This is a genomic window from Nocardia sp. NPDC056100, assembly GCF_042266325.1.
Classification (GTDB): Bacteria; Actinomycetota; Actinomycetes; order Mycobacteriales; family Mycobacteriaceae; genus Nocardia.
Genome location: NZ_JBHJVY010000004.1, coordinates 230,647 through 247,123 on the forward strand (window position 1 = coordinate 230,647; position 16,477 = coordinate 247,123).

Here is a 16,477-nt window from a genome sequence, read left to right on the forward strand (position 1 = left end):
AGAGGAAAGTATGGTGGCGGCGTGAGCCAGCAAAAGGACAGCAACCAGGGGGAACACCCCGGCGACCCGATCGGGACCCCGGCCGGACCGACCCTGGAGCCGAACTCCCCAGCTGGCTCCGCGCCCGCGGACGCCCCCGTCGACGCGGCGGCGGGCGATCCCACCGTCGCCCTCGGCAAGGCCGCAGCCGCCGATATCGCCGACGACGGTGACTCCGGCGCTTCCACCGCGGCGGCCGACGCCCCTGCCGATGCGGCGGATGCCGACGCGGATTCGGCGGCCGTCGCGGACCGGGCCACGCCCGATGCGGACGCGGTTCCGCTCGGCGAGTCCGGCGATGCGGCCGGTGCCGGGGCCGCCCGCGGCAAGGGTTCGGCCAAGAGTGAAACCGCCTCCGCCGCAAAGGAATCCGGTGCTTCGGCGGCGAATTCGGCTGCGGCCGAGGCGAGTACCCCGCGCCGCGTCGTCACCCTCGCGTCCATCGCGCTGCTGGCCGTCGCGGCCGTCGCCGCGGCCTGGTTCGGCGGCACCTGGATCGTGGGCGGGCTGCTGCGGGACAAGCCGCGCGGCGACGCCCGCGATGCCGCGCTGGCGGCCGCACAGCAGGCCGCGATCAACATCACCTCGATGAACCTGAACGACATCGACGGATCGCTGGCGCTGGCCCGCTCCTCGATGACCGGCGATCTGCTGGACGCCTCCACCAAGAACGAGGCGCAGATCAAGAAGACCGCCGCCGATTCCAATGTCAACACCACCTCCAAGGTGGTCGGCGGGGCTATCACCGAGCTCAACTCGGAGCGGGATCAGGCCGGTGCGCTGGTCGTGCTGGAGGTGACCGAATCCGGGGCCGGTAAGCCCACCGGCCGCCTGCGCTACACCTGGTCGGTGGACGTCGTCCTGAAGGACGGGGTCTGGAAGGCCGATCAGGTCGAGGCGGTGGCCGATCCGGTCTCGGTCGGCGGCAGCGCCCCCGCCCAGCAGGCCCCGGCCGACCCGACCACCCCGCCCGCCCCGCAACCGGGTAACTAGGAGACCGCGATCATGGCCAATCGACGCCCCGTCAATCGCGTCAGCTCCAAGCGCCGCCCCGCCGCCCAGCGCGGCAGCGGTAACCGCACCACCGCAGCCGACGTCCAGAAGACCGAATCGCCGCGCGGCGCAACGGGTTCCGGCCGCGGCGCGATCACTTCCGCGCAGGGTGGCGCCACCCGTGCCACCGGCCGCCCCGGTGCGTCCCAGCGCGGCCCCGGCCTGTCGAAGAACCAGTCCGCGCCCGCACAGCGCCCCCCTGCCCGTCCTGGCGATTTCTGGCGCAACTGGCGGCTCGCGATCATCTGCGGTACCGCGGCGGTCCTACTGGCCGCCCTGGCCGTCGTGGGGGCCCTGAAACCGGGTGTGGACGACGGCAACCGGGCCTATGTCGACAACTCCTCGACCGATGAGGTGAAGGCGGCCGCCCGCAACGCCCTCATCACGATCTACGGCTACAACGCCAAGGACATCGACAAGTTCCGCGATACCGCCCGCGGGGTGATGACCGGCAAGATGCTCGAGGAGTTCGACAAGGACAAGCTCCTGGACACCGGTATCGACGCAATCAAGCAGACCCAGACCGACACCAAGGCCACCGCCGACCCGATCGGGGTGACCCTTCTCACCGGCGACCACGCGGAACTGCTGGTCAACCTGAATATCGCCGCCATCAAGGACGGCAAACCGCAGCCCCTGGCCGCGGGCCCGATCGTGCTGCGCATGCAGAAGGTCGGCGGCAAATGGCTCGCGGCGGAGATCGCCGACCGCTGACCGCCCCGCTCCGGCGAACGCGCCGGTGAGCGGCGGTATCCGGTGACCGGACATGACATACCCGGCGACGGCCCCCGATTTCCGGGGGCCGTCGCGCCGTTTCCGGGCCCATTGCGCGACGTAGCCGGGTGATCTTGTACTGGGGCAGGGGATCTCGCGGTTTGTCAACTTCTCGCGCCACTTGACGAGTTTCGTCCGACCCGTCACGCTATTCACAACAGCGGCGGCTGTCACAGGGGACAAGACGCCGACGAGGGCCTCGAGGAACGCAGCCAGCGGACACCGAGCCCGGTCGGCACCGGGGTGTGGCACCGCCGACGTGGTCTTCACTTCGCAGCGATGCGGTGTGGTCACCACCGCGACACGCTTCGGCGCGTTAGCCCTCCGGGGCTCGCCACGGGTGGTACTTTGACACCCCCGTAGGTTTGGGTGTAGTTTTGGACGTTGCGCTGGCTGCCTCCTGTCCATACCTTGATCGCATCGACGAAAGTTCCACCTTCCGGTGTTACTTCCGCTGTTTGCTGCCTCGGTTTCGGTTGGGTCGTCACCAGCGGAATTCGTAGCAGACAAGCGACGGTCGCGGACCACCACGCGACGCGCGTGAGGTGCTGGAAGGACGCATCTTGGCAGTCTCCACCCAGACCAAGGCCGGTATTCCCGGAGCCCCGAAGCGGGTGTCTTTCGCGAAGATTCGTGAGCCCCTCGAGGTTCCGGGTCTTCTCGATCTACAAACCGATTCGTTCGCCTGGCTGGTCGGTGCACCGACTTGGCGGGAAAAGGCAGTCGCCCGAGGCGACGTCAACCCCTTCGGCGGGCTCGAGGAGGTGCTCGAGGAGCTCTCGCCGATCGAGGACTTCTCCGGTTCCATGTCGCTGTCCTTCTCCGACCCGCGCTTCGAAGAGGTCAAGGCCTCCATCGAGGAGTGCAAGGACAAGGACATGACCTACGCGGCGCCGCTCTTCGTGACCGCGGAGTTCATCAACAACAACACCGGTGAGATCAAGTCTCAGACGGTCTTCATGGGTGATTTCCCGATGATGACCGACAAGGGCACGTTCATCATCAATGGCACCGAGCGTGTTGTCGTTTCGCAGCTGGTCCGTTCGCCGGGCGTGTACTTCGACGATTCCATCGACAAGTCCACCGAGAAGACGCTGCACTCCGTGCGCGTCATCCCCTCGCGTGGCGCGTGGCTGGAATTCGATGTCGACAAGCGCGACACCGTCGGCGTGCGTATCGACCGCAAGCGCCGGCAGCCGGTCACCGTGCTGCTCAAGGCGCTGGGCCTGACCACCGAAGAGATCGTGGAGCGCTTCGGCTTCTCCGAGATCATGATGTCCACCCTGGAGAAGGACAGCACTCCGGGTCAGGACGAGGCGCTGCTGGATATCTACCGCAAGCTGCGTCCGGGCGAGCCGCCGACCAAGGAGTCCGCGCAGACCCTGCTGGAGAACCTGTTCTTCAAGGAGAAGCGCTACGACCTGGCGCGCGTCGGTCGCTACAAGATCAACAAGAAGCTCGGCCTGAACCTGGACAAGCCCGTCACCGGTTCGACGCTGACCAAGGAAGACATCGTCGCGACGATCGAATACCTGGTCCGTCTGCACCAGGGCGATCGCATGATGACCGCTCCCGGCGGCTCCGAGGTCCCGGTCGACGTCGATGACATCGACCACTTCGGTAACCGTCGTCTGCGTACCGTCGGCGAGCTGATCCAGAACCAGATCCGCGTCGGCCTCTCGCGTATGGAACGCGTCGTGCGCGAGCGCATGACGACCCAGGACGTCGAGGCGATCACGCCGCAGACCCTGATCAACATCCGTCCCGTCGTGGCCGCGATCAAGGAGTTCTTCGGAACCTCCCAGCTGTCGCAGTTCATGGACCAGAACAACCCGCTCTCGGGTCTGACCCACAAGCGCCGCCTGTCGGCTCTTGGCCCGGGTGGTCTGTCCCGTGAGCGCGCCGGCCTGGAAGTCCGTGACGTCCACCCGTCGCACTACGGCCGCATGTGCCCGATCGAGACCCCGGAAGGCCCGAACATCGGCCTGATCGGTTCGCTGTCGGTGTACGCGCGGGTCAACCCGTTCGGTTTCATCGAGACCCCGTACCGCAAGGTCGAGAACGGCCGCGTCACCGATGAGGTCAAGTACCTCACCGCTGATGAGGAAGACCGCCACATCCGCGCCCAGGCGAACTCGCCGGTCGACTTGGACGGCAACTTCCTCGAGGCCCGCGTCCTCGCCCGCCACGGCAACGAGGAAATGGAATACGTCGGCGCGCAAGAGGTCGACTACATGGACGTCTCGCCGCGCCAGATGGTGTCGGTCGCGACCGCCATGATTCCGTTCCTCGAGCATGACGACGCCAACCGTGCCCTGATGGGCGCGAACATGCAGCGTCAGGCCGTGCCGCTGATCCGTTCCGAGTCGCCGCTGGTCGGCACCGGTATGGAGCTGCGCGCCGCCGTCGACGCCGGCGATGTCGTCGTGAACGCCAAAGCCGGTGTGGTGGAAGAGGTTTCGGCCGACTTCATCACCGTCATGCATGACGACGGCACCCGCCGCTCGTACCGCATGCGCAAGTTCGAGCGCTCCAACCAGGGCACCTGCGCCAACCAGCGTCCGATCGTGGACGAGGGTATGCGCGTGGAGGCCGGGCATGTGCTCGCCGACGGCCCCTGCACCGAGAACGGTGAGATGGCGCTCGGCAAGAACCTGCTCGTGGCGATCATGCCGTGGGAAGGCCACAACTACGAGGACGCGATCATCCTGTCGCAGCGCCTCGTGGAGGATGACGTGCTCACCTCGATTCACATCGAGGAGCACGAGATCGACGCTCGCGACACCAAGCTCGGTGCCGAGGAGATCACCCGGGATATCCCGAACGTCTCCGACGAGGTCCTCGCGGATCTCGACGAGCGCGGCATCGTCCGCATCGGCGCCGAGGTTCGCGACGGCGACATCCTGGTCGGCAAGGTCACCCCCAAGGGTGAAACCGAGCTGACCCCGGAAGAGCGCCTGCTGCGCGCCATCTTCGGTGAGAAGGCTCGCGAAGTTCGCGATACCTCGCTCAAGGTGCCGCACGGTGAGTCCGGCAAGGTCATCGGCGTCCGCGTGTTCTCGCGTGACGACGACGACGATCTGCCCCCCGGCGTGAATGAACTGGTCCGCGTCTACGTTGCACAGAAGCGCAAGATCCAGGACGGCGACAAGCTCGCCGGTCGCCACGGCAACAAGGGTGTCATCGGCAAGATCCTCCCGCAGGAAGATATGCCGTTCCTCCCGGACGGCACCCCGGTCGACATCATCCTGAACACGCACGGTGTGCCGCGTCGTATGAACATCGGTCAGGTGCTGGAAACCCATCTGGGTTACATCGCCAAGACCGGCTGGCAGGTCGACGGCTCTCCCGAGTGGGCCAAGCGCCTGCCGGAGGAGATGATCGGCCAGCCCGCCGACACCAATATCGCCACCCCGGTATTCGACGGTGCGCGCGAGGAAGAGCTGACCGGCCTGCTCGGTTCGACTCTGCCGAACCGCGACGGCGAGAAGATGATCGACGACAACGGTAAGGCTGTACTGCTCGACGGCCGCTCCGGCGAGCCGTTCCCGTACCCGGTCTCAGTCGGCTACATGTACATCCTGAAGCTGCACCACCTGGTGGATGACAAGATCCACGCGCGTTCGACGGGTCCGTACTCGATGATCACGCAGCAGCCCCTCGGTGGTAAGGCCCAGTTCGGTGGTCAGCGCTTCGGTGAAATGGAGTGCTGGGCGATGCAGGCGTACGGCGCCGCCTACACCCTGCAGGAACTGCTCACCATCAAGTCCGACGATGTCGTTGGCCGCGTGAAGGTTTACGAGGCGATCGTCAAGGGCGAGAACATCCCGGAGCCGGGTATTCCGGAGTCGTTCAAGGTTCTGCTCAAGGAACTCCAGTCGCTGTGCCTGAACGTCGAGGTGCTGTCCTCGGACGGCGCCGCGATCGAAATGCGCGATGGCGATGACGAGGACCTGGAGCGCGCCGCGGCGAACCTGGGCATCAACCTGTCCCGCAACGAGGCTGCGACGGTCGACGACCTGGCGCAGTAAGAGCGATCGGTCTGGGAGCGCTCCGAGCGCATTGCGAAAAGCGCTCCCAGGCAACGGATTTAGCGACTTTTGCTCATACTCAACCCGAACAGGGGAAAGGAAGTTACGTGCTAGACGTCAACTTCTTCGATGAACTCCGGATCGGCCTGGCGACCGCTGAAGACATCCGCCAGTGGTCGTTCGGCGAGGTGAAGAAGCCGGAGACCATCAACTACCGCACGCTGAAGCCGGAGAAGGATGGCCTCTTCTGCGAGAAGATCTTCGGTCCCACCCGGGACTGGGAGTGCTACTGCGGTAAGTACAAGCGTGTCCGCTTCAAGGGCATCATCTGCGAGCGCTGTGGCGTCGAGGTAACTCGTGCCAAGGTGCGCCGTGAGCGGATGGGCCATATCGAGCTGGCCGCTCCGGTTACCCACATCTGGTACTTCAAGGGCGTCCCCTCGCGCTTGGGCTACCTGCTCGACCTGGCGCCGAAGGATCTGGAAAAGATCATCTACTTCGCCGCCTACGTGATCGTCGGCGTCGACGACGAACTGCGGCACAACGAACTCTCCACCCTCGAAGCCGAGATGGAGGTCGAGAAGAAGAACGTCGCCGACCAGCGCGATTCCGATCTCGAGGCCCGCGCACAGAAGCTCGAGGCGGATATCGCCGAGCTCGAGGCCGAGGGCGCCAAGTCCGATGTGCGCCGCAAGGTGAAGGACGGCGGCGAGCGCGAAATGCGTCAGCTGCGCGACCGCGCCCAGCGTGAGCTGGACCGTCTCGACGAGATCTGGACCACCTTCACCAAGCTTTCGGTGAAGCAGCTGATCATCGACGAGGTCATCTACCGCGAGCTGCAGGACCGCTACGGCGAGTACTTCACCGGCGCCATGGGTGCGGAAGCCATCCAGAAGCTGATGGAGAACTTCGACATCCCGGCCGAGGCCGAGAACCTGCGCGAGATCATCCGTACCGGTAAGGGCCAAAAGAAGCTTCGCGCGCTGAAGCGTCTGAAGGTCGTGGCCGCGTTCCAGACCAACGGCAATTCGCCGATGGGCATGGTCCTGGATGCCGTTCCGGTGATCCCGCCGGAGCTGCGCCCGATGGTGCAGCTCGACGGTGGCCGCTTCGCGACCTCCGACCTGAACGATCTGTACCGTCGCGTCATCAACCGCAACAACCGGTTGAAGCGTCTGATCGATCTGGGTGCGCCGGAGATCATCGTCAACAACGAGAAGCGCATGCTTCAGGAGTCCGTTGACGCGCTGTTCGACAACGGCCGTCGTGGCCGTCCGGTCACCGGTCCGGGTAACCGCCCGCTGAAGTCCCTGAGCGATCTGCTCAAGGGCAAGCAGGGTCGTTTCCGTCAGAACCTGCTCGGTAAGCGTGTCGACTACTCGGGCCGTTCGGTCATCGTGGTCGGTCCGCAGCTCAAGCTGCACCAGTGTGGTCTGCCGAAGCTGATGGCGCTCGAGCTGTTCAAGCCGTTCGTCATGAAGCGTCTGGTGGATCTCAACCACGCGCAGAACATCAAGTCCGCCAAGCGGATGGTCGAGCGTCAGCGCGCTCAGGTGTGGGATGTCCTCGAAGAGGTCATCTCGGAGCACCCGGTGCTGCTGAACCGCGCGCCCACCCTGCACCGCCTGGGTATCCAGGCCTTCGAGCCGCTGCTGGTCGAAGGTAAGGCCATCCAGCTGCATCCGCTCGTGTGTGAGGCGTTCAACGCCGACTTCGACGGTGACCAGATGGCCGTGCACCTTCCGCTGTCCGCGGAGGCGCAGGCCGAGGCGCGCATCCTGATGCTGTCCTCGAACAACATCCTGTCGCCCGCCTCGGGTCGTCCGCTCGCCATGCCGCGACTGGACATGGTGACCGGTCTGTACTACCTGACTCGCCTCGAAGAGGGCGCGAAGGGCGAGTACCGCGCGGCCGCAAAGGATTCCGCCGAGTTCGGCGTGTACTCCTCGCCGGCCGAGGCGCAGATGGCCGTCGACCGCGGTGAGCTCACCGTGCGTTCGCTGATCAAGGTCCGCCTGACCACGCAGCGTCCGCCGAAGGAGATCGAGGCCGAGCTGTTCCCGAACGGCTGGCAGCGTGGTGACGCGTGGACCGCGAAGACGACCCTGGGTCGCGTGGTCTTCAATGAGCTGCTCCCCGCGGATTACGCGTACATCGACGAGCCGATGCCGAAGAAGCGTCAGGCGGCGATCATCAACGATCTCGCCGAGCGTTACCCGATGATTGTCGTGGCGCAGACCGTCGACAAGCTGAAGGACGCGGGCTTCTACTGGGCGACTCGTTCCGGTGTCACCGTCTCCATGTCGGACGTGCTCGTTCCGCCGGAGAAGGCGGAGATCATGGCGCGTTACGACGCGCAGGCCGATCAGATCGAGAAGAAGTACCAGCGTGGTGCTTTGGACCACCAGGAGCGCAACAACGCCCTGGTCAAGATCTGGCAGGAAGCCACCGAAGAGGTCGGTAAGGCGCTGCGCGCGCACTACCCGTCCGATAACCCGATCATCACGATCGTCGACTCGGGCGCCACGGGTAACTTCACCCAGACCCGTACCCTCGCGGGTATGAAGGGCCTGGTGACGAACCCGAAGGGTGAGTTCATCCCGCAGCCGATCAAGTCCTCCTTCCGTGAGGGCCTGACGGTTCTGGAGTACTTCATCAACACCCACGGTGCGCGAAAGGGTCTGGCCGACACCGCGCTTCGTACCGCCGACTCGGGTTACCTGACCCGTCGTCTGGTGGACGTGTCGCAGGACGTCATCGTGCGCGAGACCGACTGTGGCACCGAACGCGGCATCGTGGTGCCGATCGCGGAGCGGCAGGCCGACGGCTCGCTCATCCGTGACGCGCACGTCGAGACCAGCACCTTCGCTCGTACGCTGGCCACCGACGCGCTGGACGCCAAGGGCAACGTCATCATCGAGAAGGGTCACGATCTCGGCGACCCGGCCCTCGAGACGCTGCTGGACGCCGGTATCACCGAGGTGAAGGTCCGCTCCGTGCTGACCTGCACCACCGGTACCGGTGTGTGTGCCACCTGCTACGGCCGTTCGATGGCCACCGGCAAGCTCGTCGATATCGGCGAGGCCGTCGGTATCGTCGCGGCGCAGTCCATCGGTGAGCCGGGTACCCAGCTGACCATGCGTACCTTCCACCAGGGTGGTGTCGCGGGTGACGACATCACGGGTGGTCTGCCCCGAGTGCAGGAGCTCTTCGAAGCTCGTGTGCCCAAGGGCAAGGCGCCCATCGCGGAGGTCTCGGGTCGCGTGCGGCTCGAGGACGACGATCGCTTCTACAAGATCACGATCATTCCGGACGACGGTTCGGAAGAGGTCTTGTACGACAAGCTCTCGAAGCGTCAGCGTCTGCGCGTGTTCAAGCATGAGGACGGCTCCGAGCGTCTGCTCGCCGACGGCGATCATGTGGAAGTCGGCCAGCAGCTGCTGGAGGGCTCCGCGGATCCGCACGAGGTGCTGCGCGTGATGGGCCCCCGTCAGGTGCAGATCCACCTGGTCCACGAGGTCCAGGAGGTCTACCGCTCGCAGGGTGTGTCGATCCACGACAAGCACATCGAGGTCATCGTCCGGCAGATGCTGCGTCGTGTGACCATCATCGATTCGGGTGCGACCGAGTTCCTGCCCGGTTCGCTCGTCGAGCGCGCCGAGTTCGAGAACTCGAACCGTCGCGTGGTCGCCGAGGGCGCCGAGCCGGCCGCAGGCCGTCCGGTCCTGATGGGTATCACGAAGGCGTCGCTGGCCACCGATTCGTGGCTGTCGGCGGCCTCCTTCCAGGAGACGACTCGTGTCTTGACGGACGCGGCGATCAACTGCCGCTCCGACAAGCTGATCGGCCTGAAGGAGAACGTGATCATCGGTAAGTTGATCCCGGCCGGTACCGGTATCAACCGCTACCGCAACATCCAGGTGCAGCCCACCGAGGAAGCCCGCCAGGCCGCGTACGCGGTGCCGTCCTACGACGACACCTACTACAGCCCGGACGGCTTCGGCACCACCACCGGTGCCGCGGTTCCGCTGGACGACTACGGCTTCAGCGATTACCGCTAAGCCTTAGCTGGACAACAGCATTCGGCCCCCGCTCCGATCTCGGAGCGGGGGCCTTTTGTGTTTGCGGGCGTCTCACCTCGGGTTTTTCGTTCACGTCGGCGAGCGATGCGAGTACGCTGCTGATTGCCTGGACCCGGTGATTCCTCAGTGAGAGGGGTTGGTGTGCGAGCTTTTCGGCGTATTCCCGCGGTGTTGCTCGGTGCCGCGCTGCTTTCCGCGACCATGGTGGGGACCGCGGCCGCGGGACCGGGGGACGGGCTCGGCGGGTGTTCGAAGGGCAACGTGCTGACTTCGAATCGGGTGCCGGGGACCGGGAGCGCGGGGCAGAGTGTGCGGCGCACGGCGGAGCTGTGGGAGTGCTCGAGTCCGTTGTTGCCCGGAATCGTGTCCGGACGGTTCACCGGCGAATTGCCTTGGAACACTTTCGGTGTCACGACCGCGGCGACATTCACGTGGTCGGATGGGAGTGTCAGCACGGCGACCGGATTGCCGAATACGCTGTGGGCCATCACCTCCGGGCCCGCGACCGGTCATACCGTGCAATTCCAGCTGTCGATGCCGATGAACGGCGACTGGTACTACACCGACAACAGTATGGCGGTCGTGGGCGCGAGGTTCCTGGAGTAACGGGGTCAGTTGCCCTGCGGCGGCGCGGGGAGCGCTTCGAAGGCTGGGGCGAGGGCGTCCGACGCGCCGGGGACGAGGCTGTTGGCGTAGCCGAGGGCGGCGTCGATGGCGGGCTGGCCGCCGGACTGCTGCAGGCCGATGGCCGCGCCGATGATGCCGCCGATGACCGCGCCTACGGGTGCGGTGATGATGTCGAAGACGAACAGTCCGGCGGGGAAGCCGAGCAGGAAGCCGATGGCAGCGCCGATGCCCGCGCCGGTCAGGATGCCCTGCTGGTTGGCTTGGACCACATCGAAGAAGCGCTGCTGGGCGCTGATATCCCGGAGCGGGGTGGGGGTTTGGGCGACCGGGGTGAGGGTCAGGTTCCGGTGGTCGGCGTCGATCGCCGAGGTGAATTCGATCTTCTTCCCGGCGATGTCGTACTTCAGCGGAATGGTGCCGATCACCCGCCCCGAGTCATCGGTGGCTATGACGGCTTCACCGTCCCAGGTGTTCAGGAAGCGGCCGGACAGCAGGCCGGTCACGGTGGAGCGATAGTCGTCGCTGACGCGGGACTGGTACGCGACTCCGTGGTCGACTCCGTGGAGTCGCAGGTCGTTCTGGCTGTCCTCGGTCGCCGGGATGGCGGTCGCGGTGGCGGACAGTGCGACTGCGGCGGTCAGGCTGAGTAGCACTGGCGCAATGGTCTTGGTTATTCCCATGTGGTGGTGCCCCTAGCGATTGCGGGCTGCGCGGAGCCCGAGATTTGCTGACGAAGGTACCGGGGCCGGTGGATAAGCGAAACCCTTTCGTCGCATATGCGCCGTTCCCCACACCGCCGGATACGCGAAGTTCGCTCCGAATTCGGCTATCCGCAGCGCTATTCCGATTTCCCGGCCGAATTCGGCAGTGCGTGCGCGATCCGTTCGGCGGCCGCGCGCAGTCGCTCCTCGAGTTCGGGAGAGTCGCGCACCTCGAACGGTACGTTCAGCGAAATAAGCCGCGTCGCAAGCCATTCCGGGTCGTCATCGCGTTCACCCCGGAGCCGGCAACTGTCCGCCCCCGAGGTGTCGAGTTCGCCGGGGGCGTCGCCGAGCCGCCCGGCGATCCGATACCCGGGCGCGTGGATGGTGATATCCATCCGATAAGGCGTTGTACCCCAATCGGTTCGGTCTCCTATGACATAGGCGGCGGCGTCCGCTGCGGGCAATTCGCGCGGTGTGAACCGTGCGCCGGTCGGCTGCGGCTTTTCGATTCGGTCGATTCGAAAACTGCGCCAGGCGTCGCGATCCACATCGAATCCGACCAGGTACCAGCGCCGGTGCACGGTGGCGAGGCCATTGGGTTCGACATTGCGGCGGGTTTCGTTTCCGGCGGCATCGCGATAGGCGAAGCGGACGCGTTCCCGGTTGGTGGCGGTGGCGGCAAGTGTCGCCAGTACTTCCGGATCGGCGACGGGTCCGTCGCCGCCGAAGGTGGCGGTGGCGGCCCCGATCACCCGTACGCGCCGCCGAAGTTTGTGCGGCAGCACCTGTTCCAGTTTGGCGAGGGCGCGTACCGAGGCTTCCTCGATTCCGGCCACGGCCTGTCCGGCCGCCGCGCGCAGGCCGACCGCGATGGCCACGGCCTCCTCATCGTCGAGCAGCAGCGGGGGTAGTGCCGCGCCCGCCGCGAGCCGGTAGCCGCCGGTGACGCCGAGGGTGGCTTCGACGGGGTAGCCGAGATCGCGCAGCCGGTCGATATCGCGCCGCACCGTGCGATCGGTGACGCCGAGCCGGGTGGCGAGTTCGCTGCCCGGCCATTCGCGCGGTGTCTGCAAGAGGGACAGCAGTCGCAGCAGCCGGGCGGGTGTGTCGTTCATGGTTGTCATAATGCCCCAGAACTAGGACTGGAATGGTCCTAGATGCTTCCTAACGTGGTTCTCGAACGACATATTCGCTACTTCAGGAGCTCACGATGAATGCCATTCGCCCGTTCCGCATCGATATCCCGCAGGCGGATCTGGATGATCTGCGCGAGCGGCTGCGGCACACCCGCTGGTCGGCGCAGACGCCGGGCAAGGGGTGGGAGCGCGGTGTTCCGGTCGACTACCTGCGCGAGCTGGCCGACTACTGGGGCGCCGAATTCGACTGGCGCGCACAGGAAGCCGAATTGAATCGGTTTCCGCAATTCCGGACCGAGCTGGACGGCCTCGACGTGCATTTCCTGCACGTGCGCTCACCGGAGCCGAACGCGGTGCCGCTGCTGCTGGCGCACGGCTGGCCGAATTCGTTCGTGGAGTTCAGCCGCACCATCGGCCCGCTCACCGATCCGCGGGCGCACGGGCTGGATCCGGCGCTCGCCTTCGATGTGGTGATCCCCTCGATCCCGGGTTTCGCCTTCTCGGAGGCCCCGCGCGAGCTGGGTATGACGATCCCCCGGGTGGCGCGCATGTTCACCGCGTTGATGGCCCGCCTCGGCTATGACCGCTACGGGGTGCAGGGTGGCGATCTGGGCGCGTACATCGTGCCCGAGATGGCGCTGGCGGCACCGGAACACGTGATCGGCGCGCATATCGACGGTGGCCTCGGCATGCCGACGGCCGATGACGTGCCCGGTATGACGGCGGATGAGCGCGCCGAATGGGATGCCATGCAGGGGTGGATGACCGCCGTCAGCCATCACTCCCTGCTGCACGCCGCCCCGCAGACCTTCGCGCACGCCTGGACCGATTCACCGGTGGGGCTGGCGGCCTGGCTGATGCACAAGTTCAAGGATTTCACCCCGCTGGCCGATCAGGTGGAGGACGTCATGCCCCGCGATCTGCTGCTCACCAATATCAGCCTGTACTGGTTCACCAATACGATGGCCAGTTCGTCGTGGCCCATGTTCGATGGTCCGGCCCCGATCGGTTCCAGCTGGCCGAAGGGCCAACGGGTGGTTCCGACCGGGGTGTACGGCGGCGGTTCGGCCCTGATGCGCCGACTCGCGGAGCGGGACAACGACATCGCGCACTGGCCGTCCGGCAATACCGGCAATCACTTCATCGCGATGGAGGTGCCGGATATGCACGTGGCCGATATTCGCGCCTTCTTCAGCGCGGTTCGCTGAGGGTCGGTTCGTCGGCGATCTCGGCGGGTTCGCCGAGTCGCACGACCACGACACCGGCCAGAATCAGTACGCCGCCGAGCAATTGGATCAGGTGCGGGGTCTGGCCGAGCAGTGCCCACGCGAAGATGATGGCCGCGAGCACTTCGGACAGGGCGGCGAAGGAGGCCAGCCGGGAGCCGAGCGCGCGGGTGGCCGCGATACCGGTGACGTAGGCGAGTGCGGCGGTGATGACGGCGAGCGCGAGCAGCGGCAGCCACCATTGCGTGGTGAATCCGTGGAAGGCAACGGGTTTCGTGCTCGCGTCCAGCGGGACGATGCCGATGAGCCCGGCCAGCAGGATGCCGGTGCCGCCGACCAGCAGGCCGCCGGTGGCGAGCACGGTGCCGGGTACGGCGTCGCCCGCACTGCCGGAGAGGATGAAATAGCCTGCCGCGCCGACCATTGCGCCCAGCGCCCACAGGATGCCGACCCAACTGGTCGGCACGTCGGAGTTCAGGTCGAGCACCAGGATGAGTCCGGCGATGCCGATGAGTGCGCCGAGAATCGTTACGCGGCCGGGCTTTTGGCTGTGCCGCAGCCACAGCCAGGCGATGACGGCGATGGGCGCGGTGTATTCGATGAGCAGGGCGACGCCGACGTCCATATGCGCGACGGCGTTGAAGTAGGAGAGCTGGGCTCCGGCGACCGCGAGTAGGCCGTAGCCGATGAGCAGGGATTTATTGCGGCGCAGCAGCTCCCAGTTCCCGTGCAGCTGGTAGACGGCGACCGGTGCGAGCACGGCCGCGCCGATCAGCACGCGCACGATGACGACCGCGGCCGGACTCCAGCCCGAATCGATGAGCCCGCGCGCGAGCGCGCCGGAGAGGCCGAAGGACGATGCGGACAGCGCCGCGAGGAGCAGGCCGTTGCCGAGTCGGCTGCGCACGGGGGTGTCATGTGTCAACGTCGCCATGACTAATGACGCTAAGTGGCGTGTGTGTAATATGTCAACATGCTTTTTGCTGATGACACGGTGGCATCGCTGGCCGCCGCCGTAGATCTGGTGAATTCGGCGGAACCCCCGGATACGATGACCGAAATCACCCAGTTGAAGGACTTCTTCGTCCGGCACGGCTACACCGGCACCCGCACCGGCGGCGCGGCCGAACTGGAGGCGGTGCGCGCCCAGCGCGCCCCCATGCGCCGCCTGCTCACCAGTGACCGCGATACCGCCGTGCGGCTGGTGAACGACATCCTGGCCGAACATCGCGCCGTCCCGCAGCTGGTCCGCCACGACGACCTCGACTATCACATCCACGCCGTACCCGCCGCCGACCCGCTGCCGGTCCGCATCGCCGTGGAAACCGCCATGGCCATGATCGACCTCATCCGCGCGAACGAACTCAGCCGCCTGGCGATCTGCGCCGACGACACCTGCGAGGGCATCGTCCTGGACCTGTCCCGCAACCGTTCCCGCCGCTACTGCAGCACCGCCTGCGGCAATCGCAATGCGGTGGCGGCATATCGCGCCCGCCAGCGCTGAAAGTTCCTACGCCAGCCAGGAATTCACCCAGGCGTTCCCGATGCGCGCCGCGCGCTCGGGCGGCATGCGCTCGGGTTCGGTGATGACCGAGATGGAGAGTCCGTCGAGCAGGGCCAGCAATGCCGCCGCGGCATCGGCGGATTCGCTCTCGCGTTCCGGATTCGACCGTGCGAGAACGCGATTCAGTAGCTCTTCGGTGCCCTGCCACTGCTCCCGGTGCAGCGCCGCGATCTGCGGATCATGGGCCGCGCGCGCCGCCAGCGCGAACCAGACCCGGGAGAGCCGATGGTCATGGGCCGGGGTGAGCAGCAGTTCGGTCAGCTTGCGCAATTGGTCCGCCGGGGCCAGATCGGCGATCCCGGATTCGGTGAACCGGCGCGCGGCATGTTCCCGGACGTACAGCCAGACCGATTGCAGCAGATCGCTTTTGGTGGCGAAGTAGTACTGCACGGTGCCGATGGACACCCCGGCGCGGGTGGCGACATCGCGAATGCTGACACCCTCCATACCGTTCTCGGCGATGGCGTCGGCGAGGCGTTCCAGCAGATCGCCGCGCCGATCGGCGTCGCGGCTAGTAGCGGCCACGACGTCCTCGCGAGCCCCGGTAGTACCGCCACGCCTGCGCCCCGACCTGCTGGGCCAGTGCGAGCGGTTCGCGGCGCTGATCTCCACGCGCTGCCCGGTCGGCGACCGCTGCGAAGAACAGCAGCAGCAATCCGATGCCGCCGACGCCGAAGTACAGTGCGTCGCCGATCATGCCGACCATGAATCGCGCCGAATCATGTTCCTCGCCTTCCAATCCCGGCATGATGACGCCGATCTGCAACCAGTGCAGGCCCTCCGCGATCAGCCAGGCCAGCGCGCCGAGCAGCAGCGCCGCCCCGGCGACCGGATAGCGCCGCAGCATGCTCACTCCGGCCACGAGCGTACCGGCGGCCAGGGTGAGCACCGCGATCTCGCTCACCTCGAACAGCAGTGGCGCGCTCATGCCCGGACCTCCCGCCGCAGTCGCACGGCCACGAGCAGCAGCAGCCAGGCTCCGGCGAGGAACAGGTTGCGCAGTCCCGCACCGAATTCCATGCGTTCGGTCATGCCATGGGTTCCGCCGCCGCCGAACCACATGGCGCGTTCGGTGAGCATGCCGATGCCGGAGCCCAGCAGGGCCAAGGCGGCGGCGACGAGCGCGTAGCCCAGCGCGGCCCCCATGCGCCGCCGGTAGTACAGCACCAGGCCCGCCCCGACCACCGGCGCGCAGAGGCCGAGAAATTCGATGACGCGAAGCATGATCACACCCCTCTCAT

13 protein-coding genes are annotated in these 16,477 nt (G+C 66.3%); 7 read left to right on the forward strand and 6 right to left on the reverse strand.

Translation table 11 applies throughout. The annotated features are described in order from the left end of the window. Positions 1-21 precede the first annotated feature (21 nt). The 5 genes from ACFC0O_RS31770 to ACFC0O_RS31790 all read left to right on the forward strand — a co-directional run bounded on the left by ACFC0O_RS31770 (position 22) and on the right by ACFC0O_RS31790 (position 10,585). Positions 22-1,032 carry a hypothetical protein gene (locus tag ACFC0O_RS31770; RefSeq protein ID WP_375964418.1) on the forward strand — a complete coding sequence of 337 codons (1,011 nt, stop codon included), beginning with the start codon at positions 22-24 and terminating at the stop codon, positions 1,030-1,032. A 12-nt stretch (positions 1,033-1,044) separates the two neighbouring features. After that, positions 1,045-1,806 carry a hypothetical protein gene (locus tag ACFC0O_RS31775; protein ID WP_375964420.1) on the forward strand — a complete coding sequence of 254 codons (762 nt, stop codon included), beginning with the start codon at positions 1,045-1,047 and terminating at the stop codon, positions 1,804-1,806. Positions 1,807-2,411: 605 nt separating this feature from the next. Further along, positions 2,412-5,897 carry a DNA-directed RNA polymerase subunit beta gene (locus ACFC0O_RS31780; RefSeq protein WP_375964423.1) on the forward strand — a complete coding sequence of 1,162 codons (3,486 nt, stop codon included), beginning with the start codon at positions 2,412-2,414 and terminating at the stop codon, positions 5,895-5,897. Positions 5,898-6,004: 107 nt separating this feature from the next. Beyond that, positions 6,005-9,958, forward strand: a complete 3,954-nt coding sequence (locus ACFC0O_RS31785; RefSeq protein ID WP_375964426.1) for a DNA-directed RNA polymerase subunit beta' — start codon at positions 6,005-6,007, stop codon at positions 9,956-9,958. Between the two features lie 162 nt (positions 9,959-10,120). Beyond that, positions 10,121-10,585, forward strand: a complete 465-nt coding sequence (locus ACFC0O_RS31790) for a hypothetical protein (RefSeq protein ID WP_375964428.1) — start codon at positions 10,121-10,123, stop codon at positions 10,583-10,585. 5 nt (positions 10,586-10,590) lie between these two features. Here the strand turns inward: ACFC0O_RS31790 and ACFC0O_RS31795 are convergent, their stop codons facing one another. Next, entirely contained in the window at positions 10,591-11,286 is a 696-nt protein-coding gene (locus tag ACFC0O_RS31795) for a hypothetical protein (protein ID WP_375964430.1), read from the reverse strand. Positions 11,287-11,444: 158 nt separating this feature from the next. Next, positions 11,445-12,425 carry a helix-turn-helix transcriptional regulator gene (locus ACFC0O_RS31800; protein ID WP_375964433.1) on the reverse strand — a complete coding sequence of 327 codons (981 nt, stop codon included), beginning with the start codon at positions 12,423-12,425 and terminating at the stop codon, positions 11,445-11,447. Between the two features lie 95 nt (positions 12,426-12,520). On the opposite strand from ACFC0O_RS31800, the gene ACFC0O_RS31805 reads away from it, so the two are divergent. Then, on the forward strand, positions 12,521-13,654 hold the full coding sequence (locus ACFC0O_RS31805; protein WP_375964435.1) for an epoxide hydrolase family protein: 1,134 nt from the start codon (positions 12,521-12,523) through the stop codon (positions 13,652-13,654). On the opposite strand, the gene ACFC0O_RS31810 is transcribed toward ACFC0O_RS31805, so the two are convergent. After that, entirely contained in the window at positions 13,638-14,606 is a 969-nt protein-coding gene (locus tag ACFC0O_RS31810; RefSeq protein WP_375964437.1) for a DMT family transporter, read from the reverse strand. The two genes, ACFC0O_RS31805 and ACFC0O_RS31810, sit on opposite strands and share 17 nt — an antisense overlap. Positions 14,607-14,645: 39 nt before the next feature. Here ACFC0O_RS31810 and ACFC0O_RS31815 point away from each other — a divergent pair, with 39 nt between their 5' ends. Beyond that, positions 14,646-15,176: a CGNR zinc finger domain-containing protein gene (locus tag ACFC0O_RS31815; protein ID WP_375964439.1), complete on the forward strand. Its 531-nt coding sequence runs from the start codon at positions 14,646-14,648 to the stop codon at positions 15,174-15,176. Positions 15,177-15,182: 6 nt separating this feature from the next. Here ACFC0O_RS31815 and ACFC0O_RS31820 read toward each other — a convergent pair whose 3' ends face one another. The 3 genes from ACFC0O_RS31820 to ACFC0O_RS31830 are packed head-to-tail and all read right to left on the reverse strand — an operon-like array spanning position 15,183 to position 16,466. Then, positions 15,183-15,761 carry a TetR/AcrR family transcriptional regulator gene (locus ACFC0O_RS31820; protein WP_375964441.1) on the reverse strand — a complete coding sequence of 193 codons (579 nt, stop codon included), beginning with the start codon at positions 15,759-15,761 and terminating at the stop codon, positions 15,183-15,185. Then, on the reverse strand, positions 15,748-16,164 hold the full coding sequence (locus ACFC0O_RS31825; protein ID WP_375964444.1) for a hypothetical protein: 417 nt from the start codon (positions 16,162-16,164) through the stop codon (positions 15,748-15,750). Before ACFC0O_RS31825 ends, ACFC0O_RS31820 begins: the two co-directional genes overlap by 14 nt. Beyond that, positions 16,161-16,466, reverse strand: coding sequence for a hypothetical protein (locus ACFC0O_RS31830; RefSeq protein ID WP_375964447.1), 306 nt, complete (start codon positions 16,464-16,466; stop codon positions 16,161-16,163). The genes ACFC0O_RS31825 and ACFC0O_RS31830 overlap by 4 nt, the downstream gene beginning before the upstream one ends. Positions 16,467-16,477: the final 11 nt, after the last annotated feature.

Excerpts from the sequence above, each read along its gene's own strand:
- ACFC0O_RS31775 (WP_375964420.1), top strand. The coding sequence starts at position 1,045 with ATGGCCAATCGACGCCCCGTCAATCGCGTCAGCTCCAAGCGCCGCCCC.
- ACFC0O_RS31795 (WP_375964430.1), bottom strand. The coding sequence starts at position 11,286 with ATGGGAATAACCAAGACCATTGCGCCAGTGCTACTCAGCCTGACCGCC.
- ACFC0O_RS31800 (WP_375964433.1), bottom strand. The coding sequence starts at position 12,425 with ATGAACGACACACCCGCCCGGCTGCTGCGACTGCTGTCCCTCTTGCAG.
- ACFC0O_RS31805 (WP_375964435.1), top strand. The coding sequence starts at position 12,521 with ATGAATGCCATTCGCCCGTTCCGCATCGATATCCCGCAGGCGGATCTG.
- ACFC0O_RS31810 (WP_375964437.1), bottom strand. The coding sequence starts at position 14,606 with ATGGCGACGTTGACACATGACACCCCCGTGCGCAGCCGACTCGGCAAC.
- ACFC0O_RS31815 (WP_375964439.1), top strand. The coding sequence starts at position 14,646 with ATGCTTTTTGCTGATGACACGGTGGCATCGCTGGCCGCCGCCGTAGAT.
- ACFC0O_RS31825 (WP_375964444.1), bottom strand. The coding sequence starts at position 16,164 with ATGAGCGCGCCACTGCTGTTCGAGGTGAGCGAGATCGCGGTGCTCACC.